We start from the raw sequence: 17,353 nt of genomic DNA, 5'->3' as shown, positions 1-17,353 counted from the left end.
GCTCTTAATTCTTGACTTTAAAAAAAAGTGACCGTTATCATTTGAACGGCCACCTTCCTTATAAAAAAACTACTTTGATTGTGTTATAGGATTCTTTCTCTCAGCGTTTTGCTTACCGCTTCGGCTTGGGAATGCACTCCTAATTTTTCATAAATATTTTTAATATGCGTCGTTACTGTACCGATGCTGATGCCTTCATTGGCTGCAATCATTTTATAGCTATTTCCGTCGGTTAAAGATTGTAGAATTTCTTTTTCGCGGGCGGTGAGGTTGTAGTTTTTTTTACCGGGATTATTGATATGCTGTAAAACCAAACGTGCAACCGCAGGTGACATCGGGGCACCGCCGTTGAGTGCTTCTTTAATGGCAAAATCTAATTTTGTGGTAAGATGCTGTTTCAGAATATATCCCGTTGCGCCATTCATAATGGAGTTGAGAATATGTTCATTATCATCAAAAATAGTGAGCATAACAACCGGAATTTCAGTATTGATGGAACGAATCAGTTTTAAACCCTCCAGTCCATTCATCACGGGCATATCAATATCCATCAGGATTATTTCGGGATCATACGTATCAAGATGGCGGAGTACGTCTGCACAATGCTCATAAGCCGCCACAAGTTCCAGATCTTCTGAAAAGGCAATGAGCGATGAGAGGCTGTCTCTCAGCTCCGTATTATCTTCATACAATAAAACTTTTATTGGCATATTCTTTTGTGTTTCAGGGTTTTGTTTTTTTTTGAATTGTTCTTTAACTCATTAAAAATCTTGCGTTTTCAAAAATTTTTACAAATTTCCTGATAATTTTAGTACCTGTCCATACCATAATTAGGAGAGGGGAATTTTCAGGGAAAGGAAGGTTCCTTTTCCGGGTTTACTGTGTACAGCTAATTCGGCATTGATTTCTCGGGCTCTTCTTTCCATATTGCTGAGACCGTTTCCGCGGTTTACGGTTTGGGTACAGAAACCACAGCCGTAATCTTTGATGTGTAGTGCAATTAATTGTGCGGTTTGTTTGATCTGAATATCCACGCGCTCTGTACCGCTGTATTTTCGGGTATTGTTCAGGGCTTCCTTGAATATCATCACCAGATCTTTGCGCTGTTGTGGGGTCATTTCTTTGTGGAGGTCGGCAATATTTTCTTTGAATTTAAAAGCAATCTCATTGGCTCCAAGCACATCTGCAGCCAATTTATGCAAATGCGGAACGATGGCGTTCAGCTTATCATTAGCGGGATTTACGGACCATACAATTTCCTGAAGTCCAGAGGCTACTTTATCCGAAAGCTCTTGAATCTGGTTGATGGAATGCTGCAAGTTTTTGTTTTGTTTGCATTGGTCGGATGCCAAACTGCTGATAATCTGAATACTGGAAAGCGTAGAGCCAATATCATCATGCAAATCTCCTGCGATATTGTGGCGCATGGCTTCCATTTCCTGCAAGCGTTTTTTCTCCTGAATAATTTTGTTCTGGTTGAACAGCAAAGAGGCAATAATCAGTATGAAGAGAATGCTTCCTACGGATGCATAGATTCCTATGCGCTGCTTTTGCAGCTGGTTTTCTTTCAGTTCTTTGTCTTTTTCCAAATATTTTATGGCGGCTTCTTTTTTTTCGAGTTCATAATTTCTTTCCCGAGCTTTTATTTTTTGTAACACTTCGGAGCCGTAGAGTTGATCTTTGAGCTGATAAAATTCCGATTGGTAATTGAATGCTTTTCGGTAGTTTCCTGTTTTATGATAAAATTGGGTTAGGTATTCCAGATTATGCATCTGGGTATTGATATCATTGGTTTCTTTGGATAAGTTGAGATTGGTTTCGATGTTTTGTGTGGTATTGTCCGAAATTTTATGGACCGGAGTCAGGATTAGTTTTTCGGTTTGCAGCTCGTTTACCAGTTTGGTATTTTGTAATTTATTAGCAATGGTAATAGCGGGATTATAAGATTTTATGGCTTGTACTGTATCCATCATCCCTCTGAAAATTCTTCCTTGCAGTTGGTAGCTATTAACAAGTTCGTATTTATTTTTTAATTTTTTTTGCAAACCGATGGATTTGTTTAAATACTCCAGCGCCGATTTGTAATTTTTCAGCATGTGATAATTTTCACTGATCAGCATGTAGCTGGTTGACATGCCTGCTTCATCATTCAATTTTTGTTTTAAGCCAAGAGAAAGTTTGGCGTATTTTATCGCTTCATTATGCTGATTGAGTTCTTTATAGACATTGCCCAGATTATTATAGGAAAATGCTTTTCCGTTTTCATTTTTTATTTCTTCAAATATTTTGAGAGCTTTGTAATAGTAATCCGCGGCGGTTTCAAAGTTTTTAGTTCCCACATAGCAACTTCCCAAATTCAAGTACGCACCAGCAATATTCGATTTTTTACCTAAAGCAAGACAATACTTCAACGACTCTTTTCCGTAGCTGATGGCTTCTTCATATTTTTTCTGTTTTTTGTTGATTAGTGTTCTGTTTTGATAATAGGTAGCCCAACTGTTGTTGTTGTTTGCCTTTTCGGCTTTTATACGGGCTTTTTGTAAAAAATACTCCACGCTATCGGTTTCTCCAAGAGTATTATAAAAATTTGCAATCTGGCTATAGACTGTAGATGTGCTGGTGTTTTCTTCTATTCTTTCCCCAATTTCAATGGCTTTTTTATAATAATATTTTGCCAATTCGGGAGATGTTCTGGAATAATTGAAACCTATGAACGTTAATGTTTTAATTTTTTCACTTCCATCCGACAGTGTTTTCTCATGCGTGAGCAGACTGTCCAATTGTACGGGAGATTGGGCCAATAGATTTTTAGGATAGCCTAATAGAACCAGTAACGAAACCAATAAAAATCGTATCATAACTGATGAATTTGATCGGATGAAGCATTCCACATGTTAACCGTATTTCAGAATCATACAAAGTTATTTTCTAAAAATGTAATGATATAGGAGAAAAGGGACAAAATGGATCTAAACGAACTCCCGAGTAAATTCAGTAGAACTATTTTTCAGGTAGGTATGAGGCGTTAAGCCGGAGAAATTTTTGAATTCTGAAATAAAATGAGAACAGTCGTAAAACCCGAAATCCATGGCAAGTGCAGTGAGATTGCAATCCATAGATGTACGATCTAAAACATTTTTTATCGCATTAAAACGAATAATGCGGGAATACAATTTTGGATGGATTCCTAAATAATTTCTAAATGCCCTTTCCAAAGTTTTGCGGGTGATATTGGTCTTTTCCTGAAGCGTTTTCACATCGATATTCCCCTGCGCATAGGCGATAAGAGCTAAGGCATTCTGTACACTGTCCACTCGGTAATGCAGCTTGGTATGTAGGTATTTATTAATCAAAAAAGATTCGAGAACGCTTATAGTGCTTTCAAGGTTGGGTGCCGACTGCATCTCATCGCTTAGCAGCTCCAACTCGTTGCCCCAAATAGCATCTACAGCGATTATTTTATCGGCCATATTTTCCATGTTGATTCCGGTAATCTTGGCAATTCCTAAAGGTTTAAACTTCACCCCCAAAATATCGACCCCTTTTTCATTTGTAGTTATAACACGCGGACAAGTAGGTTGCCCAAAAATATAAGCCGATTTATCCAAGGTATATTTATGATTGGCAAATTCATGTTCTTCTGTTTTCAAATTGAAATTGAAAGCCAATCCTTGTAAAAGTGGTGTTGCATAATGTTGTACGACAGATTCCGAAAGGTCAATCTTCGAATACCAATAATGTTCTACAACATCGGCTAAAATAGGAACGGGATGAAAAATTCTGTAAATCATACCTACACAATGGATTAAACATTATGTAAATATAATAAAAAAATAACCTGGCTTTTTTGGATATAGAGGAAATTAGTCTAAAAACAATTTCAAAAAATTAAAACGCCTATCCTATCGAAGCAAAATATGTTCTGTTATTTCCTAAATAATTTCACCATTTCATTTAAAAGCATCGGAATTAAACATAAACCTAAACCTAAAACCCTAATCTGAACAAGAAAGAATTCCACCTCTTATCCGCGATTACCCCCTCTGAGGTACCATAAACACAGCGTGTATAGAAAATGGGTAACGCGTGCGCATCGGGCATGTCACCGATGCGCACGCGTGCTTTGTCCAATGCGCATCGGGCATCTCACGGATGCGCATCCATTGCTAAGGCGGTTATCTCACTTGTCCACGTGAGAAAATAAAAAATAAGGAAATGAAAATTGCTTGGTGCAAAGAAGAATCATTTAATACGTTGTTCGGAAGAAGGAAAAGTCGTCGAAACTGATTCAGGATTTCTAAGTTTGATTCAACTAAATTTGTTCAGTTTTGAAATAAAAAAAACCTATAAATCATTCATTTATAGGTTTTATATTTCTTTCGCGGAGAGAGAGGGATTCGAACCCCCGGACCTGTTACAGTCAATAGTTTTCAAGACTACCGCAATCGACCACTCTGCCATCTCTCCAAAAACACCGTTTGTATCGTTGTTTTCAGTGGTGCAAATATAGAAAGCTTTTCAATGCCATGCAAATATTTTTAATAAAAAATTAGAACATATTTTTAACTCTCTAATTTTCAGAACTAAAAATTTAAGTTTTAATTATGCTAGCTCCCATCAATACAGCAAAAAAACCAATAACGACACTCAATAAAACATAAAAAAACAGAGAAATATAATTTCCATTTTGATATAAACTGAGGTTTTCTGCGGAAAAAGTTGAGAAGGTTGTAAAACCACCACAAAAACCTGTGATGAAAAGAAACTTCAAAGTGCTGTCATGCTTAATAAAATAAGATGCCAACAAGCCAATGAGAAAACATCCAATGAGATTAATACATAAAGTGGCTAAAGGAAAACTCCCTATTTTGATAAACCGCGCCGAAAAAAAAGAGATGAGATAGCGCAGTATGCTGCCTATCCCACCTCCTATGAATATTAAAATTAAATTTCTTAACATTAATCTTGTTCCACCCAATTGTGGTTTTCGCCATGTAGCTCGCCCAAATATTTTTCTGCATCCATCGCAGCCATACAACCACTTCCCGCAGCAGTAATAGCCTGTCTGTAATGATGGTCTTGTACATCACCGGCAGCAAAAACACCTGGTAGATTGGTTAAAGAAGACTTTCCTTCGGTAATGATGTAGGCGTTTTCATCCAAGGTAATTTGATCTTTAAAAATATCGGTATTGGGTTTGTGGCCAATGGCGATAAAAATACCGTGTACATCGACTGTTGATTTTTCTTGAGTTTGGTTATCGATAACAACGGCGCGTTCTACCATTGCGTTCTCCCCTTCTATACCAATTAATTCATGATTGAATTTTACTTCGATATTCGGTGTGGACATCACGCGATCTACCATGACTTTAGAAGCACGGAAATGATCTTTGCGCACCAACATGGTCACCTTGTTACAGATTTTGGAAAGATAGGTTGCTTCTTCTGCAGCTGTATCCCCAGCACCAACAACAACAACATCTTTTCCTCTGTAGAAAAATCCGTCACATGTTGCACAAGCCGACACGCCACCGCCTGCATATTTTTTTTCATCATCTAGACCAAGATATTTTGCCTGAGCACCTGTGGAGATGATTACTGTTTTTGCCAAAATTTCGCGACTTCCTGTAGAAAGCTTGTGTACCCCTCCTCTTTTTGTCGCAAATTCAACTTTGCTGATCATTTCATAGTGTACTTTAGTGTCGAAACGTTCTGCTTGTTTTTGTAGTTGCATCATCATCTCGGGACCTGTAATACCATCGGGATATCCAGGGAAGTTTTCAACCTCTGTCGTGGTTGTCAACTGCCCACCTGGCTCTAGTCCTGTAAATAATTCTGGTTTTAGGTTAGCTCTTGCTGCGTATATTGCTGCGGTGTAACCTGCTGGTCCCGATCCTACGATAACGCAATCTAAAATGTTTTCCATATACTTTTATTCGTTTTTAAAAATCTAATTGTCAAAAATCGTAATTAATTTTAGGACTTACTAATTTTGACTTATGAATTTTTTCAATTTTGTAATTTAGATATTGTTATTGAAATTTATTTGTTTTAAAATAAATAAAAAACGATTTTGAAATAATCATCAAAATCGCTTGTAGAAGTTTATTTATTAAAAATTATTTAGTTTTGAGTTGGTCGATATTTAAAATTTTAAATGTCATTTCAACATAGATTTCATCATCTTCCATTTGACGAACACCGAGACCTTTAGATTTAAGATCCATCTCACGGATAACGGAAATAATTCTGGTTGCCATTTTTAAAGGATAAAAACGTGCAGCTTCTGCGAAATTTTGGATGGCATAGGGATTTACACCTATTTCTTTGGCGATAATGGATGGCGATTGCCCTATCAAAGTATGGTACATAATAAGGTCTGAGAAAAACTTGTACAACGCGCCTATCGACATTTGGATAGGATTTGTTTTCTTGTTTTTGCCCATATAATAAGCAATTTTGAAAGCACGTTCTTTATTTTTTGTAGCTAAAGCTTTTTGAAGTTCAAAAATGTTATAGTCTTTGCTAATGCCGATGTGTTCTTCAACAATCTTTTCGTTGAGGACATCATTTTCTTTCAGAACAAGTTTTAGTTTATTAAGTTCATTAGCGATTCTGGAAAGATCACTTCCCAAATATTCTGCGAGTAAGAAGCTGATATTCGGCGCAGATCTGTACCCGAATCTTTCAATTTCCGATTGTATCCAACCCGCTAATTGTGAGTCTTTAATTTTATCACTTAAAAATAAAAATTTCTTATTGGCAAGTTCTTTACTGACCTTTTTTCGGGAATCAAGTTTTTTATGTTTGTGCGCAAAAACAAGGATCGTAGATTCTACTGGTGATGCGAGATAGGCAAGAAAAGCATCGGACTCAGATTCTTCTAATTTCAGATCTTGCGCTTCTTTTACAATGATAAGTTGCTTCTCTCCCATCATGGGATATTGTCTCGCTAAGGACAATATTTCGCCATAGTTGGTATCTTTTCCATAAACTACCGTTTGGTTAAAAGCCTTCTCATCCTCTTCTAAAACGTCATTTTCAAAATGTCTGGTCGCGACATCAATATAATATGGCTCTTCACCATGTAAGAAATATATTGGTAAAAATTCTTTATTTTTAATACTTTTGAGGACAATTTCTATATCTTTCATCAGATTTTATGCAACTACCTAAACTAAATTTCAGTACCGAATTTGACTTTAAAATCAAGCAAGACAAAGATACATTTTTTATTTATGATTCGGTGCGCAAGATGTGGCTGGTCTTAACGCCCGAAGAATGGGTTAGACAGCATTGGGTAGCTTATTTCTTGATAATCAAAGCTAAAAACGCGTCTTCCCTAATATTGGAACAAAAATTGGAACTGAATTCCACGACAAAACGTCTGGATCTATTGGTAACGCATCGTACAAAAGCACAAATTTTAGTAGAACTGAAGGCGCCAAATGTCAAGCTAACCGAGAAACAATTTGAACAGATTGCAAGGTACAATTCGGTTATAGAAGCGCCAGAGATTATCTTGTCCAACGGATTACAGCACATTTATGCAAAATACGACGACGGACAATACCGCTTCGAGTTATTTGAATTTTGATTAAATTTAATTTTAAAACCATCAAATGGAACACAAAGTAACGCACAACAAAACTTCGAAATGGAAAAAAATTATCCTAACAAGTATTTCTGTTATTTTGTTGATTTTGGTAGCATTTCCGTTGGTGCTTAATCTTTATTTAAAATCAAAACTTCCTGATCTCATCAACGAAAAGACGCCTTACGAAGTCGAATTGAAAAACTTTAGTTTTGATTTGATTTCGGGGAATCTTCATATCCAAGATGTTGATATTAAAAATAAAAATCCTAAAGACACTTCTGTAACTCAGATTTCTGGAAAAATTGGAGAATTGTTGGTGCAGGATTTTGGAGTTTTCAAAGCTGTATTCTCCAAATCTTATAAAGCTGAAAATATTAGTTTTAAGAATGCCAATCTCAAGATCCGTTTGGGTAAAAACGGAAATGAAAACAATAAAAAAAGGACAAAACCTGATGTTTTTGTCCATCATTTAAAAGTTGAAAATGCAGAAATTAAAGCCATAAATTATGATGGTAAAACCGTTTTTAATGCTAATAAAATCAATGTTGATTTAGAAGATATCGATTTGAACAATTCGGATAATTCCAGACTTCCGATTGGATTTAAAAAAGTAGCTATAAAAGCTGAAAATTCGGTGATAATGATTAACGATTATTATCAAATTCTTGCTGATAAAATAGATACTCAAAACAAAGAAATTGAGATTCTTAATTTTCATCTCAATCCAATCAAAAATCCTAATGAATATCAATCAAAAAATATATTTGATTTCCGTGTAAAACGCTTTGCAGCAAAGGATTTTAATATTAATCGCGACTCGCTGATTGCGGAATCTGCGACTTTTGACGAACCCACTATTATCATTACTTCGCTCAACAAAAAGACTGTCAAAAACGCGCCAAAAGAGCTTAATGTAAAAATAGCACTGCATGAAATTATATTAAATAAAGGCAAATTTCTTGTCCAGAATAATAGCAAAATCAAGTCTGCTTCTGCTGAGGAGTTTAATGTTAATTTGTCAAAAATTATCCTGGATAAAAATACGGTTAAGGAGAAAGTTCCTTTCAAATTTGGGTCGCACAAAATTGCTATTTCGCAACTTTTTGTTCGTGCCAATAATCATCAAGAAATTTTTGTTGGTAAAGTTTTTACCGATAATTCGGATTTAAAATTAGATTCTGTAAAATTGGCTGTCGCAGGAAAAACAGCAAATCAAAATCTTTGGTCTGGTACTATTAGACAAGTTTTTTTTAATAAAATCAACACGAAATTTGATGGTGAAAAAATTAAATTTAAACTCAATAATCTGTTGGTTGATGATGCTAATTTGGCGATGATTTCTAAGCTTAACAAATCGGTTAAGAATGAAAAAAAATTAACATTTAATCTCGGTATTGAAATTAAAAATATTAAGCTTAATAATGCTGGATTTCAACATATTTTATCGGATGGACAACCGAAATCTTCGATTTCAAAAATAAATGGCACTTTTGATCATTTTGAATTTGATGAAAAAACAGCAAAAAATAGAATTCCATTTAGTATAAAAAAATACTTTATAAATGCGGATGAGATCTTTATCGATGCAGGGAAGTATTATACGTTGCGCATCAAAAACATTCAGAATGATGGAAAACTAAGTACAATAAATCAATTGACCCTAAAATCGAAATATAGCAGAAAAGCCTTTTCTCGAATCATCAAAAAACAAGAAGACCTTTACGATATCTTTGCTCAAAAAATCCAGATTTTCAATCGCCATTCTTTATTAGAAAATCACGATGAAATTCTGTTAGATAAAGTTGTTTTAGATGGCGTAAAATGTAGTATTTATAGAGATTTGTTGCCGCCTGAAGATACAAGTTTGCGCAGCATGTTCAGTGAGAAACTAAGACATATAAAGCCACCACTTTTTGCCAATTTGGTAAAGATCAAAAATTCTTATATTTCTTATGAAGAAGATGCGGTTAATAGTAATATACCAGGGAAATTATTCCTAGATCACTTCAACGCCAATATCAAAAATGTTGGAAATGGCAAAGTCAAATCCGCCCCTAGCCTTGTCACAATTGATAGCAATTTCAAATTTTTTGGTACGGCACCAACGAAAGTTTTATGGACTTTTGATGTATTAAACCTAATGGATGAATTCAAAATTAATGGTAAAATCGAAGGCCTTTCTGCCAATGAAGTCAATCTTTTTGTACGGCCTTATCTTAACATCACTTTGGATGGTGAGATTAACTATTTGCACTTCGATTATTTTGGGAATAAAAATATTATTAAAGGAAATTTCTTTTTAAATCACCACGAAGTCTATGTTAATTTTCTAAATAAAAAAGGTGAAAAAAAGAAATTTTTGAATAAAGCTGTAAATGTCTTTGTGCGAAGCAATGCAAAAGATGGAGGCAAAACGGTAAAAATTACTAAAGAAAGAGATCCAGAACGTTCATTTTTTAATATACTCTGGAAAGGCCTTATGGAAGGTCTTAAAAAGACTTTGCTTTAATTGTTATCTTGGATTTCGGAGTCGTAATTTATACTCGCCAATCTCACACTTTTCTGGATTCTCTCTCGTAGTTTATTGGGTTTTAAAACGGTGATAAATTCGCCCATTCCCAAAATCATACGCTCTAGTTCGAAATTAAGTTGCACCCGAATTCGGAAAGTAATATAATTTTCGTCTTCTTTAATAATCTCTTGCGAATGATGAAAAGGCTTTGTAATAACGTAAGGCGCTTGTTTTCTCACCATTCTGAAAATCACATTTTGTGGTCGTTGTGTTTCCGAAACCGTGGCACCAATTACTTCTCCGAAATACCGATCAGCATTGAATTCTCTATTGATGTAATCTGATTTTTCATCAATTGATATTTCTAATATTCGGTCTAAAGCGAGGTTGTAAATTTTGTTTTTATGCCAACAAATCAAAAACCAACGGTTGTTGTATTCTTTCAGTAATTGCGGATGAACCGTCATGTAATTGGCTTCTCGTGCAGTAAAACTTTTATACAAAATTCGAAGAACTTTCTTGTTCAAAATGGCTTGATACAAAATATCAATATGTTCTAAACCTTTTAATTGCTCATTTTTATCTAAATGGATAATGGATTTTTGCTGAACAGAATTCACAGAATCTTCCAGTTTTTGAATCACACCATTCATTTCCTTAAACATCGAAAAATCTTTGAATTGTTTTAAAATTTGGATCGCGTTATTCATCGCTTTCAAGTCGCTTTCATTCACTTGGATATTATGAATGCTGTAATCGGGATCGCTGTAACGGTAAAATTTGCGTTCATAGACTTCAATGGGCGCTTCATAACCGAATTTTTCACTACGCATATTCTGTAAATCCAGTTGTACAGTACGTTTGCTCACGAAAGATTCTTTTTCTTCAAACTCAAACAAAGCTTCCGAACATTCGTCCATTAAATCTTCCAAAGTATATTTTCGATACTTGTTTTTTAAGCATTTGTCGAGCGTTTTGTAGCGGATTAAAGCGTTTTTATTAGAAGACATAAGGCTGATTTTGAGATTTGAAGTTTGAGATTTGAAATTGTTAATCTTTTTATTAGTTTCAATTTATTATTGGTCCAGGTTGTCATTCAGAACGAAGCGAAGCGTAGTGAAGAATCTCAAAAAAGATTTCTCCTTCGTCGAAATGACAAAAAATAGCAGAAATACCCCCGTTGCACATTATGAATTTATTTTAATCCTAATATTTCAATAAAAATAGAAAATATTTTTTACTACGCAAAAAGATTGCGCAATTGAGTTTTTACTTTGCATCATCAAATTGAAACAACTATTAATTGTATAACAAATTTGCAGCCCGACTTGAGTGGAGCTCTTGTTGTGTAGCGTAGCGAAACAAAAAAGCGGGAACGGAAGGCGGAAAAAGCTGCCCAAATAAAAAATAAACAAAATGAAAATTACAGGAAACGAATTAATCGCTTTAGGATTTCAACCCCAAAAATGGTTTGCTGAAGCTTTAGAATACATCAACGAAAATCAGTTAGAAGAAAATGAAATGATGGACTATTTGGAGCAGTTCAAATCTACAGATCCAATTCCGTTGCATGAAAATCCAATTGATTTCATAGTCAACATTCGAGCGGAACACGAATCTGAAACCGACAATGTTGAAAAAGTAATCAACACGATGAACGTTTTAATGAAAACACCTACTTTGATTTCGGGAGCGATTATGCCAGATGCTTGTCCGACTGGACCAGAAGGAAATATTCCTGTTGGTGGTGTGGTGGCGGCGAAAAATGCCATTCATCCAGGTTTTCATTCGGCGGATATTTGTTGTTCGGTGATGTTGACGGATTTTGGGAAAGTTGATCCTAAAGAAGTATTAGATGCGGCACATTCTATCACGCATTTCGGATATGGCGGAAGACCACGAGGTGAGCAAATGGAAATGTCTCAGGAATTGATGGATGCTTTCAGAGAAAATATTTTTTTGAATGATGAAAAATTGATTTCAATCGCACGTTCGCATATGGGAACTCAAGGGGACGGAAACCATTTCTTGTTCGTAGGAATTTCTAAAAATACAGGAAATACAATGATGGTAACACATCATGGTTCCAGAGCTCCAGGTGCTGCTTTGTACGATAAAGGAATGAAAGTCGCCAACCGTTTCCGAATGGAACTTTCTCCAGAAACTTTGAAAGAAAATGCTTGGATTCCTTTTGAAACCGAAGAAGGACAAGAATATTGGAACGCTTTGCAATTGATAAGAAAATGGACAAAAGAAAACCATGAAGCCATTCATAACGCAACTTTAGAACAATTAAATATTGAAAAACTTGATAGATATTGGAACGAACATAACTTCGTATTCAGAGATGGAGATACTTTCTACCATGCCAAAGGTGCGACGCCGCTTGACGACAAATTTCTTCCTGACATCACAGGTCCACGATTGATTCCTCTGAATATGGCAGAACCTGTGTTGATTGTAAGTGGTGCTGCAAACGAGAGAAATTTAGGTTTCGCACCTCACGGAGCAGGGAGAAATTTTAGCAGAACGCAACATAAAAGATCGTTGGCTCATAAAACCATCGAGGAAGTTTTTGAGGAAGAAACCCAAGGATTGGATGTACGATTTTTCACCAATGATATTGATATTTCTGAACTTCCAAGTGCTTACAAAAATGCCCAGAATGTTCGTGCTCAAATTGAAGAGTTTGGCTTGTGCGAAGTCATCGACGAGGTTTTACCTTACGGATGTATTATGGCAGGTGATGTGCAGAAAAATGCGTCTTGGAAGAAGAAGAAATTTAGAAAGTAGATAAAAAGAATCTAGATTCAAGAACCAAGAGTCTAGATTCATTTTTTTAATTATAATTGCAATGAAAACAAAAATATTAGAAAAATTAAAAGCTCTTGAAAAAGAGAAAAATATAGAAATACTTTTAGCAATAGAATCGGGAAATCGTTCTTGGGGATTTGCATCTCCAGACAGTGATTATGATATCCGATTTATATACAAGCATACAAAAGATTGGTATCTTTCACTTATTAAATTGGTAAGATGATAACTATAGATTTTCTTTAAAAAAATAATTTGATTCTTTTAGAAACCATCTCAGGAAGCAAAGCTTTTGGATTAGCGACTGAAAAATCAGATACGGATATTCGCGGAGTTTTTTATTTGCCGAAAGAGATGTTTTATGGTTTGGAATACATTCCTCAAGTTTCTAACGAAACCAACGATGAAGTTTATTATGAAATTGGTCGTTTTGTGGAATTACTCTTGAAAAACAATCCTAATATTTTGGAGATTTTGGCAGCGCCATAAGATTGTATTTTGTACAAACCTCCATTGATGAATCACTTAAAAATTGAAGATTTCTTATCCAAATTATGCAAAGATATTTTTGGAGGTTATGCCTCGGCTCAAATTCAGAAAGCTAGGGGTTTAAAAAAGAAAATTGTCAATCTTTTAGAAAAAGAAAGAAAAGATGTTTTGGATTTTTGTTTTATTTTACAGGAATCCGCTTCTATTCCTTGCAAAAATTGGTTAGCAGAAAATAAATTCTCACAAGAAAAATGCGGATTGGTAAAAATACCCAATTCCAAAGGAATGTTTGGGTTGTATTATGATTTTGAAGATAATAAAAACTATCGTGGTATTATAAAAAATGAAGACTCTAACGAAGTTTCTTTGTCCTCGGATTCCGAAAGGTGAAAAATTGGTTGCCTATTTATTTTTCAACCAAGACGCATATTCTGTTTATTTTAAAGAATACTGGAAATGGGTGAATGAAAGGAATTAAGATCGTTATGATACCAATCAAAAACACGGTAAAAATTATGATTCTAAAAACATGATGCACACCATTCGGTTATTACAATCAGCAGTACAAATTTTTGAAAAATCTACATTAGATATTCGTGTGGAAAATAGAGATGAATTATTAGACATTAAAGCAGGAAATCGTTCTTATGATGAACTTTTAGAATATGCTGATGAATTAATTTTGAAAATGAATAATTTGCATCAATTTTCAAATCTTCCAAATTATCCAGATTTAAAAAAAGCTGAAAAAATTTTATTTGATATCAGAAATAGTTTGTATTTATAAATTGTTCTCGTAATTATAGTTTAGTTTTTTGGCGCGGCGGCTTCGCCGCCGCGCCAAAAACTAAACACTGCAATGCTCATAAAAAAACCACCGCAAATGCGATGGTTTTCTATTGTTAAGCTTGTGGCTCTTGATTATTGTTTTGAACTGGAGCTTCAGTGTTTTCAGCTTTTGGCTTTTGTTCTGGTCTTGGTGGTCTTGGCAACAAAACTTTTCTTGAAAGTTTCATTTTCTTACGATCATCGTAACCCATGAATTTCACTTCAACTTCATCACCTTCAGCGTAAGGAACTTTGTCCAGACGCTTCCATTCGATTTCAGAAATGTGAAGAAGACCTTCAGTACCTTTAGCAATCGCTACGAAAGCACCAAAATCCATTACTTTTACAACTTTTCCTTTGTAAACTTCACCGACAACTGGTACGAAGGTAATTTCGTTGATTTTCGCAACTGCAGCATTGATTTTCTCTCTGTCAACACCAGAAATCTCGATACGTCCGATTTCACCAACTTCTTCAATAGCGATTACTGTATCTGTATCTTTCTGCATTTGCTGAATGATTTTTCCACCAGGTCCGATTACTGCGCCGATGAAATCTTTAGGAATTTCCATCATCACCATTTTCGGAGCGTGAGGTTTCACATCTTCTCTTGGTTCAGCAATGGTTTGCGTGATTTTATTTAAAATATGTAATCTTCCGTCTTTTGCTTGCATTAAAGCTTGTTCCATAATATCCATAGAAAGACCTTGGATTTTGATATCCATTTGACAAGCCGTAATTCCGTCTTCTGTTCCAGTTACTTTAAAGTCCATATCTCCCAAGTGATCTTCATCTCCTAAAATATCTGAAAGAACCGTGAATTTTCCTGATTTTTCATCCGTAATTAATCCCATTGCGATACCAGAAACAGGTTTTTTAATTTGAACCCCTGCATCCATCAATGCTAATGTTCCTGCACAAACGGTTGCCATTGAAGATGAACCGTTAGATTCTAAAATATCAGAAACTACACGAATGGTGTAAGGATTTTCTTCAGGAATCATGTTTGCTAAAGCTCTTTGAGCCAAGTTACCATGTCCAACTTCTCTTCTTGAAGTTCCTCTTAACGGACGAGCTTCACCTGTTGAGAATGGAGGGAAATTATAATGAAGGAAGAATTTTTCGTCGTGGTTAGTAATTACGCTGTCCACCATGTTAGCATCTTTAATAGAACCTAAAGTTACAGCTGTTAAAGACTGAGTTTCTCCTCTTGTAAAGATGGCAGAACCGTGAGCTCCTGGAAGATAATCGATTTCTGACCAAATTGGACGAATCGTTTGTGGATCACGACCATCAAGACGAACTTTTTCGTTCAAAATCATTTGACGCATCGCTTCTTTTTCCACATCGTGGTAATATACTTTAACGAAAGGTGTTACTCTTTCTAATTCTTCTTCGTCTGTATATTGAGCTAAGAAATCATTAAGAACAGCTTTGAAGTTTTCCGCTCTTTCTTCTTTTGCAGAAGGCGTTTTAGCTACTTCATAAACTTTATCGTAAGTTTCTTTCCACACTTTTTCACGAATTTCTTCATCGTGAGTTTCGTGGTTATATTCTCTTTTTGGGAAAGCTTTGCCTACTTTCGCAGCTAATCTTTCTTGAGCTTCAATTTGATTGATGATTTCTTTGTGCGCAAACTGAATAGCTTCTAACATTTCTTGCTCAGAAATTTCTTTCATTTCACCTTCTACCATTACGATTGAAGATTTTGTTGCTCCCACCATAATATCCAATTCAGCGTTGGCTAAATCTTCATATTTAGGGTTGATAGAAAGTTTTCCGTCTAATTTTACCACTCTTACCTCAGACATTGGTCCATTGAAAGGGATATCGGTGATTGCGATAGCTGCAGAAGCTGCTAAACCAGCTAAATCATCAGGAATTGTTTGTCCATCGTAAGAAATTAGGGAAATCATCACCTGAACTTCTGCGTGGAAATCTTCAGGGAATAAAGGTCTCAAAACTCTATCTACCAAACGCATTGTCAAAATTTCTTGATCGGATGGTCTCGCTTCTCTTCTGAAGAAGTTTCCAGGAATTTTACCTCCTGCATAGAATTTTTCTCTGTAATCTACTGTTAATGGTAAAAAGTCAACGCCAGGGTTAGCTTCTTTGTTGGCTACAACCGTTGCCATTAGCATTGTTCCGCCTAGTTTTACGACTACAGAACCGTCGGCTTGTTTCGCCAATTTACCTGTTTCAAGCGTAATTTCTCTTCCGTCTGCAAGAGTAATTAGCTCTGTGATTGCTTGTGGTGCACTCATAAATTAATTTTGTTTTACACTCCGTATTGAGTGTTTTAATATTTAAACTCTTTAAATTTTCGTGGGCAAAGATACGGAATTTATGGGAATTTGTTAATTTGATAAAGAAGGAATTTTAATATGAGACAATTAAAGAAATATCAATTTAGTAACAAATTAATTTTAATAATTACCAAACGATTATTAATCTTCCTCTTCTTTTTCTTTTATAATTTCAATAAGATGTTCGAGCTCTTTTATTTTGTCTCGTAATTGTTTGATTTCGTAACGGTTAGAGGAAACTTTGCTTTTCAACATGACGGCTCTGGCACGTTCGCTGTGGTCTTCGTCATCTTCGTCATTTATCTCTTCAATATCTTCTTGGATTTCGTCGATATCTTCATTAATTTCTTCTATGTCTTCGCTGATATCTTCAATATCTTCGCTAATTTCTTCGATATCTTCTTGGATTTCGTCAATATCTTCTTGGATTTCTTCAACATCTTCTCTCAGAACCTCTATATTTTCTGAACTTTTATTAACAGACATTTGAATAAAAATTGCTAAATAAATCGCTTCTAAAGATAATAAAGTCGTTAAAACCAATAACATGTGGTCCCAATCAACAATGCCAAAAACTGGTAAGGCAAAACATAATAAAAAGAAAATCGTATGAACTATTAATGAGGGGATTGAGCCAATCCACCACATTGTGCCATTAGCAATTTTTTCTAATGCCGAAATTTTTTCTTGATTTTCTTCTGTTAGCTTCATACTTCGTTTTTTCTGATTGCAAAGTTAATTATTAAAAAAGCAATCAATACTAATATCAATAAAAAAAGCAACCCTTTTGGAGTTGCTTTCGTTT

Annotated in this window: 12 protein-coding genes, 1 tRNA gene and 2 pseudogenes; 5 read left to right on the top strand and 10 right to left on the bottom strand. The window is 35.1% G+C overall.

What is annotated here, in order from left to right; translation table 11 throughout:
• Positions 1-83: 83 nt before the first annotated feature.
• The 7 genes from G6R40_RS03205 to holA all read right to left on the bottom strand — a co-directional run bounded on the left by G6R40_RS03205 (position 84) and on the right by holA (position 7,156).
• Positions 84-710 (bottom strand): response regulator, encoded by a 627-nt coding sequence (locus G6R40_RS03205; protein WP_165131456.1) that lies wholly within the window; start codon positions 708-710, stop codon positions 84-86.
• A 120-nt stretch (positions 711-830) separates the two neighbouring features.
• Positions 831-2,858 carry a tetratricopeptide repeat protein gene (locus G6R40_RS03200; RefSeq protein WP_165131453.1) on the bottom strand — a complete coding sequence of 676 codons (2,028 nt, stop codon included), beginning with the start codon at positions 2,856-2,858 and terminating at the stop codon, positions 831-833.
• A gap of 111 nt (positions 2,859-2,969) precedes the next feature.
• Positions 2,970-3,791, bottom strand: a complete 822-nt coding sequence (locus tag G6R40_RS03195) for a helix-turn-helix domain-containing protein (RefSeq protein ID WP_165131450.1) — start codon at positions 3,789-3,791, stop codon at positions 2,970-2,972.
• 591 nt (positions 3,792-4,382) lie between these two features.
• Positions 4,383-4,467, bottom strand: a tRNA-Ser gene (locus G6R40_RS03190).
• A gap of 124 nt (positions 4,468-4,591) precedes the next feature.
• Positions 4,592-4,960: a fluoride efflux transporter CrcB gene (gene crcB / locus G6R40_RS03185; protein WP_165131447.1), complete on the bottom strand. Its 369-nt coding sequence runs from the start codon at positions 4,958-4,960 to the stop codon at positions 4,592-4,594.
• Entirely contained in the window at positions 4,960-5,928 is a 969-nt protein-coding gene (trxB, locus tag G6R40_RS03180; RefSeq protein WP_165131444.1) for a thioredoxin-disulfide reductase, read from the bottom strand. Before trxB ends, crcB begins: the two co-directional genes overlap by 1 nt.
• Before the next feature lie 193 nt (positions 5,929-6,121).
• Positions 6,122-7,156, bottom strand: coding sequence for a DNA polymerase III subunit delta (gene holA, locus G6R40_RS03175; RefSeq protein WP_165131429.1), 1,035 nt, complete (start codon positions 7,154-7,156; stop codon positions 6,122-6,124).
• 8 nt (positions 7,157-7,164) lie between these two features.
• Here holA and G6R40_RS03170 point away from each other — a divergent pair, with 8 nt between their 5' ends.
• Both G6R40_RS03170 and G6R40_RS03165 read left to right on the top strand, forming a co-directional pair.
• Complete coding sequence (locus G6R40_RS03170) at positions 7,165-7,599, top strand: type I restriction enzyme HsdR N-terminal domain-containing protein (protein ID WP_165131426.1); 435 nt, start codon at positions 7,165-7,167, stop codon at positions 7,597-7,599.
• Positions 7,600-7,624: 25 nt separating this feature from the next.
• On the top strand, positions 7,625-10,108 hold the full coding sequence (locus tag G6R40_RS03165) for a hypothetical protein (protein WP_165131423.1): 2,484 nt from the start codon (positions 7,625-7,627) through the stop codon (positions 10,106-10,108).
• On the opposite strand, the gene G6R40_RS03160 is transcribed toward G6R40_RS03165, so the two are convergent.
• Positions 10,105-11,121, bottom strand: a complete 1,017-nt coding sequence (locus G6R40_RS03160) for a helix-turn-helix transcriptional regulator (RefSeq protein WP_165131420.1) — start codon at positions 11,119-11,121, stop codon at positions 10,105-10,107. The two genes, G6R40_RS03165 and G6R40_RS03160, sit on opposite strands and share 4 nt — an antisense overlap.
• A gap of 406 nt (positions 11,122-11,527) precedes the next feature.
• On the opposite strand from G6R40_RS03160, the gene G6R40_RS03155 reads away from it, so the two are divergent.
• The 3 genes and pseudogenes from G6R40_RS03155 to G6R40_RS15360 all read left to right on the top strand — a co-directional run bounded on the left by G6R40_RS03155 (position 11,528) and on the right by G6R40_RS15360 (position 14,201).
• Positions 11,528-12,904 (top strand): RtcB family protein, encoded by a 1,377-nt coding sequence (locus G6R40_RS03155; protein ID WP_165131417.1) that lies wholly within the window; start codon positions 11,528-11,530, stop codon positions 12,902-12,904.
• 61 nt (positions 12,905-12,965) lie between these two features.
• Positions 12,966-13,130 (top strand): annotated as a pseudogene (locus tag G6R40_RS03150) (DNA polymerase beta superfamily protein); the annotation flags it as partial.
• Positions 13,131-13,180: 50 nt separating this feature from the next.
• Positions 13,181-14,201 (top strand): annotated as a pseudogene (locus G6R40_RS15360) (DNA polymerase beta superfamily protein).
• Between the two features lie 115 nt (positions 14,202-14,316).
• Here the strand turns inward: G6R40_RS15360 and G6R40_RS03140 are convergent.
• Both G6R40_RS03140 and G6R40_RS03135 read right to left on the bottom strand, forming a co-directional pair.
• Complete coding sequence (locus tag G6R40_RS03140; protein ID WP_165131414.1) at positions 14,317-16,506, bottom strand: polyribonucleotide nucleotidyltransferase; 2,190 nt, start codon at positions 16,504-16,506, stop codon at positions 14,317-14,319.
• A gap of 183 nt (positions 16,507-16,689) precedes the next feature.
• Positions 16,690-17,259 (bottom strand): DUF1003 domain-containing protein, encoded by a 570-nt coding sequence (locus G6R40_RS03135; RefSeq protein WP_165131411.1) that lies wholly within the window; start codon positions 17,257-17,259, stop codon positions 16,690-16,692.
• Positions 17,260-17,353 lie beyond the last annotated feature (94 nt).

It is taken from the genome of Chryseobacterium sp. POL2 (genome assembly GCF_011058315.1).
Lineage (GTDB): Bacteria > Bacteroidota > Bacteroidia > Flavobacteriales > Weeksellaceae > Soonwooa.
This window is presented reverse-complemented; position numbering and strand designations above follow the sequence as displayed.